The 13,895-nt window shown below is 65.6% G+C and carries 9 protein-coding genes and 1 pseudogene; 4 read left to right on the top strand and 6 right to left on the bottom strand.

The window, feature by feature from the left end:
* The first annotated feature begins 102 nt into the window (after window positions 1–102).
* Window positions 103–3,564, top strand: coding sequence for a transcription-repair coupling factor (gene mfd / locus FHS96_RS05740; RefSeq protein WP_429588521.1), 3,462 nt, complete (start codon window positions 103–105; stop codon window positions 3,562–3,564).
* 51 nt (window positions 3,565–3,615) lie between these two features.
* On the opposite strand, the gene FHS96_RS05735 is transcribed toward mfd, so the two are convergent.
* A complete protein-coding gene (locus FHS96_RS05735) occupies window positions 3,616–3,867 on the bottom strand; it encodes a hypothetical protein (protein ID WP_429589721.1) in 252 nt (83 codons plus the stop codon).
* 315 nt (window positions 3,868–4,182) lie between these two features.
* Window positions 4,183–4,698, bottom strand: a complete 516-nt coding sequence (locus FHS96_RS05730; RefSeq protein WP_429589719.1) for a hypothetical protein — start codon at window positions 4,696–4,698, stop codon at window positions 4,183–4,185.
* On the opposite strand from FHS96_RS05730, the pseudogene FHS96_RS05725 reads away from it, so the two are divergent.
* The 3 genes and pseudogenes from FHS96_RS05725 to FHS96_RS05715 form a co-directional block, all read left to right on the top strand.
* Window positions 4,582–4,977, top strand: a pseudogene (locus FHS96_RS05725) (AAA domain-containing protein); the annotation flags it as partial. The gene FHS96_RS05730 and the pseudogene FHS96_RS05725 sit on opposite strands and share 117 nt — an antisense overlap.
* 546 nt (window positions 4,978–5,523) lie before the next feature.
* The gene (locus tag FHS96_RS05720; RefSeq protein ID WP_429589633.1) at window positions 5,524–8,772 is read left to right on the top strand and encodes an AAA domain-containing protein; all 3,249 of its coding nucleotides are present in this window, start codon (window positions 5,524–5,526) and stop codon (window positions 8,770–8,772) included.
* Between the two features lie 264 nt (window positions 8,773–9,036).
* The gene (locus FHS96_RS05715; RefSeq protein ID WP_429588520.1) at window positions 9,037–9,645 is read left to right on the top strand and encodes a cell wall hydrolase; all 609 of its coding nucleotides are present in this window, start codon (window positions 9,037–9,039) and stop codon (window positions 9,643–9,645) included.
* Between the two features lie 27 nt (window positions 9,646–9,672).
* Here FHS96_RS05715 and FHS96_RS05710 read toward each other — a convergent pair whose 3' ends face one another.
* Genes FHS96_RS05710 through FHS96_RS05695 form a run of 4 tightly spaced genes read right to left on the bottom strand, consistent with a single transcriptional unit; the run spans window position 9,673 to window position 13,659 of the window.
* Window positions 9,673–10,014 carry a hypothetical protein gene (locus FHS96_RS05710; RefSeq protein ID WP_429588519.1) on the bottom strand — a complete coding sequence of 114 codons (342 nt, stop codon included), beginning with the start codon at window positions 10,012–10,014 and terminating at the stop codon, window positions 9,673–9,675.
* A gap of 14 nt (window positions 10,015–10,028) precedes the next feature.
* Window positions 10,029–11,441, bottom strand: coding sequence for an MBOAT family O-acyltransferase (locus FHS96_RS05705; protein WP_429588518.1), 1,413 nt, complete (start codon window positions 11,439–11,441; stop codon window positions 10,029–10,031).
* A 20-nt stretch (window positions 11,442–11,461) separates the two neighbouring features.
* Entirely contained in the window at window positions 11,462–12,757 is a 1,296-nt protein-coding gene (locus FHS96_RS05700) for a GDSL-type esterase/lipase family protein (RefSeq protein ID WP_429588517.1), read from the bottom strand.
* Window positions 12,757–13,659, bottom strand: a complete 903-nt coding sequence (locus FHS96_RS05695; protein ID WP_429588516.1) for an SGNH/GDSL hydrolase family protein — start codon at window positions 13,657–13,659, stop codon at window positions 12,757–12,759. Before FHS96_RS05695 ends, FHS96_RS05700 begins: the two co-directional genes overlap by 1 nt.
* Window positions 13,660–13,895: the final 236 nt, after the last annotated feature.

Raw genomic sequence — 13,895 nt, 5'->3', positions numbered from 1 at the left:
TTCCGCTCGCCCCCATGATCGCGCGTATGCTCCGGCGCCGTCCCCTCCACCACCGGCTTCGCCGGCGGTCCCCCTCCCCGTTCCAGGGAGGAAAGTGAGTCCATGCCCAACCTCAAGACCATCCTCTCCGCCGCCCGGCCGCTGACCCTTGCCGGCGTGCCTGCCGGCTTCCTGCCCTGGCTCGCGGCCGACATCGCCCGCGCCGCGCCGACGCGGGCAGTGCTGATCGCGTCCGACGATGTCGCGATGCGCGCGGTTGCCGAGGCTGTGCATTATTTTGCACCGGAGCTTGAGGTGCTGGTTTTCCCGGCGTGGGACTGCCTGCCCTATGACCGGGCCTCCCCCTCGCTGCGCTCGACGTCCGGGCGCCTCGCGACGTTGCACGCGCTCCAGCGCAAGCCGAGGGGGCCGCAGCTCGTCATCACCACACTCAACGCGGCGACGCAGCGTACCTTGACGCCGTTCCGCGTCCGCCAGCTTACCGCTCGGCTGGCGCCCGGCGAGCGCATCGACCGCGACCGGCTCGCCACCTTGCTGCAGGCCAATGGTTATGTCCGCACGGATACGGTGGCGGATGCCGGCGAGTTCGCGGTACGCGGCGGACTTGTCGACCTCTATCCGGCCGGCGAAGAACTCGCGCTGCGCCTCGACTTCTTCGGGGACGAGATCGAGAGCGTGCGCCGCTTCGATCCTGCCGACCAGCGCACCGTCGACCGCGTGGACGGCTTCACCCTGCTGCCAGCCTCCGAAGCCTTGCTTGACGAGGACAGCGTCAAGCGCTTCCGCAGCCGTTACCGCGAACGCTTCGGCGCCACCGCGACCGGCGATCCGCTCTACCAGGCAGTCAGCGAAGGCCGCCGCCTCGCCGGTATGGAGCATTGGTTGCCCTTGCTCGAAGAGCGGCTCGAGACCTTGTTCGACCATCTCGGCGACGATGCGGTGATCCTGCGCGACAGCGGCGTCGCCGGCGCCGCCGATGCGCGCTTCGAGGCGATCACCGACTATCACGCCAACCGCGTCCGCGCGCAGTCCTCCGACCCCGGCAGCTATCGCCCGCTGGCGCCCGACGCGCTCTATCTGGCCCGGGCGGACTGGGACGCGGCGATCGCCGAACGTCCGATTCACCTCACCTCCCCTTTCCACGAGCCCGAAAGCGCAAGCGTCGTCGAGTTCGATGTCGAGGGGCCGCGCGATTTCGCGCCCGAGCGCGCGCAGAACGCCAATATCTACGAAGCGGTGGCGGCGCACGCCCGCGCCGTGCAGCGCGACGGCAAGCGGCTGGTGCTGGCGAGCTATTCCAACGGCTCGCGCGAACGGTTGCAGGGGCTGCTGTTCGACCATGGTCTGAAGGATATCGCGCTTGCCGATAGCTGGCAGGAAGCGCTGGGAGCCGCCGCGCAGGGCCGCGCCGCGCTTACCGTGCTGCCGCTGGACCATGGCTTTACCGCGCCCGACGTTGCGCTGCTCACCGAGCAGGACATGCTCGGCGACCGCCTCGTCCGCCGCGCCAAGCGCAAGAAGAGCGCCGACGCCTTCCTCAACGAACTGGCGACGCTTTCCCCCGGCGACCTCGTGGTCCATGCCGATCATGGCATCGGCCGCTATGAGGGGCTGACCTCGATCCCGGTCGGCAAAAGCCCGCATGACTGCGTGTGGCTAAGCTATGCCGGCGGCGACAAGCTCTATGTGCCGGTCGAGAATCTCGAGGTTCTGAGCCGCTACGGCGCCGAGAATGACGGCGTCCAGCTTGACAAGCTGGGCGGCGTCGCGTGGCAGGCGCGCAAGGCAAAGATGCGCGAGCGCATCCGCGAGATCGCAGGCGAGCTGATCGCCACCGCCGCCGAGCGCGCGCTGCGCCCGGCCGAAGTGGCGGAGCCAGACAGCGGCGGCTATCCGGCGTTCGTCGATCGTTTCCCCTATCAGGAAACCGACGATCAGGACCGCGCGATCGGCGATGTGATCAGCGATCTCGGCGCGGGCCGGCCGATGGACCGGCTGGTCGTCGGGGATGTCGGCTTCGGCAAGACCGAGGTGGCGCTGCGTGCCGCCTTCGTCGCGGCGATGGCGGGAATGCAAGTGGCGGTGGTCTGCCCGACGACATTGCTCGCGCGCCAGCATTTCAACAATTTCCGCGAACGCTTCCAGGGCTTCCCGCTCGAAATCGGCCGCCTTTCCCGCCTCGTCACCGCGAGCGAGGCGAAGGCCACCAAGGACGGGCTTGCCGCGGGCACGATCGACGTCGTCGTCGGCACCCATGCGGTGCTCGCCAAGGGCATCGAGTTCAAACGGCTCGGGCTCGTCATCGTCGATGAGGAACAGCGTTTCGGCGTCACCCACAAGGAACGGCTGAAAGCGCTCAAGACCGACGTCCATATGCTGACGCTGACCGCGACGCCGATCCCGCGCACATTGCAGATGGCGATGAGCGGATTGCGCGAGCTTTCGGTGATCCAGACGCCGCCGGTCGACCGCCTCGCGGTGCGCACCTATGTGATGCCCTGGGATCCGGTGGTGCTGCGCGAGGCGCTGCTGCGCGAACATTATCGCGGCGGGCAGAGCTTCGTGGTCACCCCGCGCATCGCCGACCTGCCGGACATCGAGAAATTCCTCCGCGATGAGGTGCCCGAGGTCCGCTATGTCGTCGCGCACGGCCAGATGGCACCGTCGATGGTGGAAGAGCGGATGTCCGCCTTCTACGACAAGCAGTTCGAGGTGCTGCTGTCGACGACGATCGTCGAGAGTGGGCTCGACATTCCGAGCGCGAACACCCTCATCATCCATCGCGCCGACCGGTTCGGCCTCGCCCAGCTCTACCAGCTCCGCGGCCGCGTCGGCCGCTCGAAAACACGCGCCTATGCCTATCTCACGACGCACGAGCGGGTGATGACCGAGGCGGCGGAGAAGCGGCTCAAGGTGCTGTCGGACCTCGACAACCTCGGCGCCGGCTTCCAGCTCGCCAGCCACGATCTCGACATTCGCGGCGCGGGCAACCTGCTGGGCGACGAACAGTCCGGCCATATCAAGGAGGTCGGGTTCGAACTCTACCAGTCGATGCTGGAAGAGGCGATCCTCGACGCCAAGGCCGGCGGCATCGCCGCCGAGACGCGCAAGACCGATTTCAGCCCACAGATCACCGTCGACGCGCCGATCATGATCCCTGACGATTATGTGCCGGATCTCGACTTGCGCATGGGTCTCTATCGACGCCTCAACGAACTTGACGACGCCCAGGCGATCGAGGCGTTCGCCGCCGAACTGATCGACCGCTTCGGCAAGCTGCCGGATGCGACGCAGAACCTGCTGAAGCTCATCGAGATCAAGCTCAACGCCAAGCGCGCGCGCATCTCGAAGATCGACGTGGGGCCCCGCGGCGCGCTGGTCAGCTTCTTCGAGGACCAGTTCCCCGACCTGCCCGGCCTCATCGCCTATGTGCAGCGGCTGAAGGACACGGCCAAATTGCGGCCGGACAGCAAGCTGGTGATCACCCGTGCGTGGAACGATCCGGCGGCGCGGCTGAGCGGCGCGCTGCAATTGTCGCGGGGGTTGGCGAAGATCGTGCGGTGATCCGCGCGTGACGGCTACGCCCGCGCACTATTGCCTCCCGTTGCTCATCGTCTAGACATCGATCGGGGACGAATAGAGAACGGTGCGCGCTCGGCCGTGCCGGAGAGCCGGGGCATAATGATGAGCGTGCAGCGTGATCGACTTCTCGACTTGATCGCCTATGTCGAGGCGACCGAGCGGGACAAGCTGAAAACGGTGCTCGATGTTACGCGGCACAACGGCTTTCTTTACGCTAAAGACGAACTCGACCTGCCCGGCGTGACGCTGAATCGTCTGGTCGACGATGACGTCATCTGGCTTCACGTCGAACGGTTGACCAAGCAGGCGCCGCCGGTTCCCGAGAGCATTGGCCTGCGCTGCTGGCTGAGGCTGCAGGATGATCCCGCGCAGCCGCCGCGGCTGATGGGCGAGGTTGCAACGCGAGCGTTGATCGACGCCGGCTTGTCCGTCGTGGATGAAACGGCCCCGTCCGTTCGGATCGACGATTATCCCGATGCCGAGGAACTTCGCTCTGCGCTGGACGGCTACATCGCCGGTCCGTGGACATTATGGGCCGAGCAGGAACGGCCTCGGCGGCTTACGATCAAGCTGTACAACGCGTTGTTCCTGCTTCGGCAGTCACTGGAGATCGCGGTCGATACACCGAGCGAACTTGTATGTGGCATCGGCCTGGCGACGCTGGACCGTGACGGCCAGACCTTGCGTTATCCTTTGCTGACGATGGCGACTGAGATCGCCCTCGACCCTTTGACCCACGCCATCGAAGTCCGCCCGCGCATGGAAGCGACGCCGGCCGTGGAGGCGGAAACGCTCGACCGTATGGCACTCCGGTCGGTCGATGAGTGGAGAGCCAATGCAAAGCTTCATCTTGCCGAACTGGAAGATGAGCCGCTGTCTCCCTTCGCCCCGGAGAGTTACGAAGCGATCCTGCGCCAGGCTGCCGCGCTGCTTGATCCCGATGGCCGCTATCAACCGCTCGATGATGCGACAGCATCCGGCTTGCCCAAAGCCGTCCAGATGCTTGAGGTCCACGAGACCTTCATGTTCTTTCAGCGGGAACGCCGCGCCTCGCAATTGATGGACGATCTCGATCGCTTCCGCGATCAGGCCCTCGCCACGGAGCCCGACCTTCAATTGCCGGGTGCGTTGCTCGCGTTGCTGACCGAACCGGCAAGCGCGCCCAATGAGGAGGACTATCCTTCATACCGGGGAATCTCGACGATTCCCGGCATCACTTCGTCCGACGGCGGCGGCGAGGATCTGTTCTTTCCCAAGCCGTTCAATCGTGAGCAGGTCGAGGTCGTCCAGCGGCTCGCGGTGAGGCCGGGCGTGGTTGTTCAGGGGCCTCCCGGCACCGGCAAGACGCACACCATTGCCAATATCGTCAGCCATTATCTGGCACTGGGAAAGCGCGTTCTGGTCACGTCCCAGAAGGCGCCGGCTCTTAAGGTCCTGCGGGATCAGTTGCCGCCTGCCGTCCGACCACTGGCAGTCAGCCTGCTCGACAGCGACCGCGATGGCCTGAAGCAATTTCAGGAATCCGTGGAAATTATCGCGGATCGCCTGCAGCGCATCAAGCGCAGCGAACTGACCAGCGAGATCGAGGCGCTCGACACCCAGATTGACAATCTCCACCGCACATTGGCCCGGATCGACAAGGAGGTGGACGATATCGGCCGCACGGCGATCACAAGCATCACGCTGGATGGGGAACAGATCGAACCGCTCCGCGCCGCACGCGACCTGATCGCAAACCCGGACCTGGCGACTTGGCTCACCGATCCGATGGACGAGCAGGCCGCATTTGCGCCGCGCTTCTCCGATCAGGAGATCGTCGATCTCCGCGCCGCGCGGAAGGCATTGGGCAGACGGCTGGCCTATCTTGGCATCGACCTTCCGATGGCGGATGGCCTTCCCGACGACGATGCGATGACCGATGCGCATCGCGATCTCGCACAGATGGAAGCGCTGCAGCGACAAATCGCTTCCGGCGAGATCGTCGCGCTCGTCGATCACCGTCCGGAAACCTTCGCGCGCGCCGACGCGCTGCTGGCGATGGCGCGCAGCCTCAAGGCCGGCCGAGACGCGCTGTCGTCATCGGAGCATCTCTGGACGGAGCAGACGATCAGCCTGCTCCGCCGTGTTCCCGACGACGAAGCGATCTGCGCACTCGAAGCGAAGCGGCCCGAGGCCGAGGCACTGCTGGAGGAAAACCGCTACTTCCTCTCTCGCCCGGTGGAACTGCCGGCGGACGCCATCGACGATGACAAGCTCATCGGCGCGATCGCTGACCTTGCGGGCGGCGGCACCGGTCTCGGTCTCGTCGCCGGCCTGTTCGCGGGTCAGCTCAAGATGCGCCTCGCCAGCATCCGCATTCTCGGCGAAAAGCCGCGCACGACGGCAGACTGGATGGATGTGCGCCGGTTCGTGACGGCCCAGCAACAGGCCAAGCGGCTGAAGGTCGCATGGAACCACGCAGCCGCACACAGCAGCCTCAGCCCCATCGACGTCGATGGCCTGATCGGTGTCCGCCCCCTGCTCGCCCAACTGAACCAGCTCGGCTCGATCCGGGAGCATATCGCGCTGGAGAATAGGGTCGCTGAAGACATCGCCAGCGTCGCCCCGCGCTGGTCGAAACCGGTTCAGGCCGGCAGCGAGGCGATCGCCGCACTGCTCGACATGCTCGAAACCCATGCCCTGCGGCGACGGCTCGAACGAGCCGGGGAAGTCCGCAGATCCATGGTCGATCTTTTCGCAAAAGGGGGCGGAGAACTCGGCGCACGGTTCAGGGGCTGCCTGCAAGCCGATCTTGGATCGCAGTCGATCACCACATCCGACTTCCGCCATCGTTGGGCGGACTTGCGCAATGAACTCTCCGAGATACTCGCGCTGGGTTCGGCGTTCGAAACGGTTGCGCGGGTTACGCGGTTGATTGAGGAATCCGGGGCGCCGACCTGGGCACGGCAATTACGTACCGAGGCGGTCGACGGGGTCGAGGATCCGTTGACGCCGGGCGATTGGGCGCGCCGCTGGCGCCTGCGACAGCTTGACGGATGGCTGTCGCGCATCGACCGCCATGGCCGGCTACATCGGCTGGCGACCGAACGCGTGGAAAGCGAAACGCTACTGAAGACGGCTTACGAGCGCTCGATCGAACAGCGGACATGGCTGAAACTCAGCAATCGTGCGACCGACAAGGTGCGCGCCGCCCTCGCGGCCTATGCCACTGCCGTCCGGCGCATCGGCCGCGGCACCGGCAAGAGTGCGGCACGACACCGGCGCGATGCGCGCGACGCATCCGACCGGGCGAAAGGCGCACTGCCCTGCTGGATCATGCCGCATTATCGCGTTTCGGAATCGCTGCCGTCCGATTTCGGCCTGTTCGATCTGGTGATCGTCGACGAGGCGTCGCAGTCGACGCTCGCAGCGCTGCCCGCGCTGATGCGCGCGGAGCAGATCCTGATCGTCGGCGACGACAAGCAGGTCAGCCCAGAGCATGTCGGCCTCGACCAAGAGCGCGCCGACACCCTCGCCCACCGTCACCTAGATGATCAGGTGCCGGACTATCGGCGGCAGTTGCGCCAGGAGAACTCGCTTTACGATCTTGGACAGGTCGTATTCGCCGGCGGACGGCTGATGCTCAAGGAGCACTTTCGCTGCGTCGCACCGATCATCGAATTCTCGAAAGCCCAGTTCTACGCCCATGAACTGATGCCGCTGCGGCTGCCTCGTGCGTCCGAACGCCTCGACCCACCGCTGATCGATATTCTCGTGGAGGACGGCTATCGCAACGGAAAACAAAACCGGCCGGAAGCCGACTGCATCGTGTCGGAAATCCGGAAGATCGCCGACGATCCCGCCATGGCGAAGCGCACTGTCGGCGTCACGACGCTCCTTGGGCAGGAGCAAGCCAAACATATCTACGACAAGATCCAAGACGAAATCGGCACCGAGATCATCGAACGGCACGACATCCGCGTCGGTGACCCGACCGCCTTTCAGGGCGATGAGCGCGACATCATGTTCGTGTCGCTCGTCGCCCAGCGGGGTGACATCGCCTTGTCCGGCTCCGCTTATGATCAGCGGTTCAACGTCGCGGCATCGCGCGCGCGCAACCGCATGATCCTCGTGCGGTCGGTAGACCTTGGCGATCTCAAGCCCGCTGATAAGCTGCGGCGCGCGCTGATCGAACATTTCCGGGCGCCCTTCGCCAACGAGGCGGCCGGCACCGGCAGCCGCCGCGAACGGTGCGAATCCGACTTCGAGCGGGAGATGTTCGATCTGCTCGTGGCGCGCGGCTTTCACGTCGATACACAGGTCCGCGTCGGCAACTTCCGGATCGACCTGGTCGTGGAGGGTGAGAATGATCGACGCCTCGCCATCGAATGCGACGGCGATCGGTTCCACGGTCCTGACATGTGGTCGCGCGACATGGAGCGCCAACGCCTGCTGGAACGGGCTGGCTGGGAAGTCTGGCGCTGCTTTGCCTCACGCTTCGTCCGGGAACGAAGCGCCGTGCTCGACGAACTGCTCATGCTGCTCGAAACGCGCGGCATCGAGCCGATGGGTGCCGAAGAAGGGTGGACGAGCCGCCACACGGAGCATCGGCGCTGGCGCTCGCGATCCAGCGACAGCGACGAGCAATCCGCGACTGTAGAGGAGCGCGCGGTAGACGAGGCCAAGGATGTGCTTCCTGCGGATGAAGCGCCCGCAGCGAGCCCGGATCCTGGAAGCAGGGCTGACTTTCCGTTCGTGACGGATCAGAATCCCGACGCATATATCTTCGAGAACGGCCGGAGAACGCCTCATCGACCAACGAAACGCCGCGTCGCCGTCGACCTGTTCGATAGGTCCGGCGATGAGGGCGATCATCCATCCGATGCGCCGGAACACCGGACGACCGAGTCAGAAATCCAGTTGGCGATCCTTTATGTGATGACCGACGGTGCGGAGTGGACAAACGGCGAACTGAAGCGCGTTCTGGACGAGAGCTTCCCGTTGACAGCGGGTGACCGGATGCAAGCCGCGCACCGCCCGAATGAGCGAAAATGGGAGGAGTTGGTGGACAATGCATTGTCACCGTCCCGCGGCAATTCGCTGACATCGAGAGCGCTGGTCCGAACCGTTTCGAGGGGCCATCATGTTCTGACCGACGAGGGCCGGGCGCTGATAGAAGCCAAGATCGCGAAGGATCGCGGGGCAGACTGAGCCATGGCTTCGCGGTGATTTGCACCACAGCGCACCCCAAAAACCTCCTCCGTTCACCGGGTTCGCCCAACAACTGGTCGTAACGCGGTTGCAACATATCGCACGCGCGGCCATCGGCGGCAGGTCGTTTGCCCGGGGGCATCACCAGATTGCGTTTCGACGCGTTTGCGCGCGCCCGTGGGAAGACGTGGGAAGCCTGTGTACCGCCAGTGTTTTTAGAGTTTGGCGCGGTCCACACTTCTTGCGCATGTGATGGGGCTCTTGATGTCCGCCGGACGCAAGACATTTTTGATTGCTACTCTGTCCGTCGCCGCGGTGGCCTCCATGGCCGTGCCCGAGACGTACAGCCTCGCCGCCAGCAGCCTGGTCGAACCCAAGCCTGCAGCGGTGGTCGGTGCCGAAGCACCGATCCAGATCGCGCCTGCCACGGCTGAGTCGCAGCCCGCGATGATTGCCACGGACACCACCGTGGCCGATGCCGGTGCCGAGCCGGCCCTTCAGGTCAACGAAGCCGATCCCGAACTGGTCTGCATGGCCAAGGTCGTTCGCCATGAGGCTGCAAACCAGCCGCGCGATGGTCAGCTTGCCGTCGCCCAGCTCATCATGAACCGTTTGCGTTCGCCGAAGTTCCCGAAGACCGTGTGCGGCGTGGTTCATCAGGCCGGCCAATTCTTCAACACCAACACCTACAACCCGTCGCGCAACGATCGCATGTGGCGCACGGCGATGGATGTTTCGATCGAAGCGCGCAACGCGATGCGCGAATCCGTGATCGGCAACGCTATCTATTACAACGCGGCGCGCACCCGATCGGCCTTTCATGCCGGCCGCAAGCTTGCCGCCACGATCGGCGACCACGCCTTCTATCATTGATCGGCCGATTGGCGGCCGCTCCGGCGCTCAGCCGGCGACGTCGGCCCCTTCCGGCTTCTTCCCATCCTGATCACCGAACCGCGCGGCCTTGACCCCGTCATAGGCAGCGCGGATCGTTTTGCCGGGCGCGGTCAGCCCGATCCGGTCGGTCAGCGCATACCAGCCTTCTGCCGCCGCCACGATGCGCTCGGTCACCGGGCCTGGCGGCAGATCCTGCGCCCATCCGCGCAAGGCGGTGGCGTTGAACAGCGCAAGCAGCGCCGCTGCCGTCACGATCACTGTCGCGGTCCAGCCTAGCGGACGAAGCGTCCCGCGCTCGTCCTCATCGACCGGCAGATCGACAGGCGAGGCGAATTCGCTGTGTGGCATACCGCGCTCCTTCCTCAGAATTGGTAATAGATGAAGGGCTCGACGCCCTCGGGCCGCATCGAATCCACCACCAGGATGGTCGCGCCGATCGCCAGCCCCAGCATCAGCGGCGACCAGCGCCGCATCACCAGCGCGACCCGCTGGATCAATGTCGGCGGGAAGGCATGCAGCGCGAGGCCGAACAGGATCAGCACCAGGCCAAGCGGCGCCACTGTCGTGCCGCGGCTGAAATCGAGCGCGGCGATACCGGCCAGATAGGCGCTCGCGGCATCGAAGCTTGCCGAGCGGAAGAAGATCCAGGCGAGCGTGACGATGTGGAAGGTGATGAAGATCCCAAGCGCGGTCGGCAGCAGGGGCCAGCCTTCCGAGCGATGCTGGCGCCAGAGCCGTTCGAGCACCAGCACGCCGCCATGGATCGCGCCCCAGATCACGAAGTTCCAGCTCGCGCCATGCCACAGGCCGCCGAGCAGCATCGTCGTCATCAGCGCGAGATAGAGCCGCGCCGGACCATGCCGGCTGCCGCCGAGGGCAATATAGAGATAGTCGCGCAGCCAGCTCGACAGGCTGATATGCCAGCGCCGCCAGAAATCCTGCAGCGAGGCGGCGCGATAGGGCTGGTCGAAGTTGGTCGGGAAGCGATAGCCGAGCAGCGCCGCGAGGCCGATCGCCATATCGCTGTAGGCCGAGAAATCGCAATAAATCTGAACGGCATAGCCGTAGGATGCGAGAATCAGGTCGAGGCTGCCATGCGCCGCCGGATCAAAGAAGATCGGATCGACGAACTCGGTGGCGAGGTAGGAGGCGATGATCGACTTCTTGAACAGGCCCCAGACGATCAGCAGGAAGCCCATCGTTGCCATGCCGCGATCGAGCTTCGGCCCCGCCTCCAGCTGCGGCACGAGGTGCGAGGCGCGCACGATCGGCCCGGCGACGAGGTGCGGGAAGAACGACATCAGCAGCACCATGTCGAGCAATCGCGCCGGCTGCGTCTCGCGCCGGTAGATGTCGATCAGGTAGCTCATGCCCTGGAAGGTGAAGAAGGAGATGCCGACGGGCAGCACCACCTGCATGATGGTGACGTCCCGCTGCCAGCCGAGGCCATGAAGCAGCTCGACGAACTGCTCCATGAAGAAGCCATAATATTTGAACCAGCCGAGGATGCAGAGATTGGCGACGACGCCCGCGATCAGTACCAGCCGGCGCCCCCGTTCCTCCGCATCGAAATGCAGGATCAGCCGCGCGGCGCCCCAGTTGAGGAAGCCGCTGGCGATGAGCAGAGCGACGAAGCGCCAGTCCCATGCACCGTAAAAGATCCAGCTCGCCACGAGCAGCACGATCTTGTGCCATTCGAGCGAACGCCGCGTGCTCCAGCCGAGCGCGAACACGCCCAGAAAGAACAGCCCGAAGCTGGCCGTTGGAAACAGCACCCCCGCCCCCTCGCCTGCCGTTACCGCGGACGCGATGCGGCGAAGCGCGCATAGGCGGCATCGAGATCCGAGAAGATCATCGATCCGATGCGGCCGCCACCGGCGCGAGTGAAGTGAACATGGTCGCCACGCACCAGCGGCGGATCAGCGTTGCGCCAGGTCGATGCCGAGCATGCGCCGCCCATCGCCGCGTTCCAATCCCAGAAGCCGAGCTTCAGGTCACGCGCGACGATACGCTGGCGTTCGCGGATCGCGGAAAGGAGCGTCGGGGTGTACCAGCCGGGATCGCCCGGGCAGGCGACGGGGCTGCCATAATTGCGCGCGAGCGCGACATTGCTGGTCCCGGCATCGGGCGCACCGATCAGCAGGATCGGCACGTCGCGTCCGGCCAGCCGGCGCAGGCGCCGCACCTGCGCGCGCAGGTCGACCTCGAACACCGCCGGTGTCAGCGCCTGCGAGAACCCCTCATTGGTGCCGAAGGCGAGTACGATCAGATCGGGCTTGTACTCGGCCAGCTCGTCGGCGACGACGCGGTCGTCCTCGCGGCCGAGATGGGTGAGCTGCGACCCGCTGACGCCGAGATTGGAGACGACCACCCCGCCCTTGCGCATGAAGGTGGCAAAGGAGGTGATGGTGACGACGCCATTGCCCTCGGTGGTGAGTTGGGCTGCTGACTGGCGCCAGTCGCTGTCCACCGTCTTGCAGGCGGCACCGCCCTGGCTGCCCGACAGGTCGAGCCGTTCGGTCTTGGCACCCAGCTGGATGATCGCACTGCCGCCGCCCGCGCGACGGACACCGCACACAGTGACCCGATCGAAGTTCTGGTCGGGCGTATCGCTGGTCACCCCCATACGCTCGTCGCCGCCGACGGCGGTAAGCGAGAAGCCGGCGATGCCGATCGGCGCACCCGCGCTGTTCCAGCCCCTGCCGAAATTGGCGTTGACCGTCCATCCCGCCGACATCGTCTGGGTGACGCCGAAGGTGATCACCCCCGGATAGGGCCGGCCCGGCGCCAGCATGCCGCGCCCGCCGAAACCGAAGCGCGCCTGCATCGGCACGCGCCAGCCATTGGAGATCATGTCGCCGGCGGTGTGGCTGTCGCCCACCTGCATGATGTGGACGGGCCGGCGCCCTTTGCTGCGCGCATCGTCCAGCGCGGCGAGGAAGGGTTCGAGGTTGCGCGCATAGCACAGGCGCGGGCCGCAATCGCGCGCCGCCGCCTGCGCCGCTGCTTCGGCCGTTTCCTGCGCCGCGACCGGAGTCACCGATGCCGCCGCCGCGATGATCGCGGCGGCTATTGTTGCGATCTGCCGCATCAGTTGGTGCGCTCCTCGACGGGATCCGCAGCGGGGGCCGGACGGCCCGCTTCGGTCCGCGCGATATCGACGCTCTTGCGGATGCGCGTCGTCAGGCTGTTGGTCAGCAGCGAATAGGCATGCCCCGTTGCCATATGAATTCCGTCATTGGCACGGGCCAGTTCGCTCTTGCCGGTTTTGGGGTCGGTCAGATGTGCAGTATATTGCCCATTGCCATCGACACTCAGCGGCACCGTGTCGATGAAGGGCACGCCTAGCGCCTGCATGCGCGCGGCATAAAAGGCGTTCATCTGCGCGACCTTCGCCTCGAAATCCGGCTCGCGCATCTTGGGCAGCCCGACCCAGTAGACCGCGATGCCGCGATCCTTGAGCAGTTTGACGATCGCCTCTGCGCGATCACCGACGATCTTCTGCCATTCGGGGGTCATATATTTGGCGGCTACGCCATCGGCATAGATGTCGAACGTGTCGTTCGCGCCGAACGAGATCACCGCGACATCCACCGGCTCGGCATCGATTTTGCTGCGGATGTCGTCAAGGAGGTTGAGCTTGGCGTAACGAGTGAATCCGGTCGCCTGCCTGGCGAACCCTTCCACCTCATAGCCCTTGTCGCCCTTGAACTGCAGGTAAAGCCCCTGCGTCAGGCCGACGCCGAAGCTGTCGCCGAATACGCCGATCTTCACCGGCCGTCCGGCAGCGGCGGAGCGCGCGACCGCGGGGCTGACCCGGTCGATTGCGATCTGCGGCGCGGTGGGCTGCGCCTGTGCGCCGATGGCGGGAGACGGCGTCGCGACGGGCGGGAGGACCGCGGCGGGCGCCGGCGTTCCGCCATGTTCGCCGAACGCGAAGCCGATCGTGACACCCACTGCGATGCCGACGAACAGTACCGCGGTGCGATCCATCACCAGCGCCAACGGAGAGCGTCGCCGCGGCGCCCGCGCCCAGGCGGGCGCGCCCGGTTCGATCCCTGGGGGGATACTGCTCTCATTCGATGTCGGGCGTGCCGCCGCCCCGTCCGTTGCCCAATCCCGCGTATCGACCATCAATCACCCTTCGCGACCGGTGCATGTCCGATCGCCCCGGGATTGGCAAGCGCCCGCCGGGAAGGACACACCGTTCGCGACGGGCAGTGCATGCG

Source organism: Sphingomonas zeicaulis, from assembly GCF_050433225.1.
Classification (GTDB): domain Bacteria; phylum Pseudomonadota; class Alphaproteobacteria; order Sphingomonadales; family Sphingomonadaceae; genus Sphingomonas_D; species Sphingomonas_D zeicaulis.
This window is presented reverse-complemented; position numbering and strand designations above follow the sequence as displayed.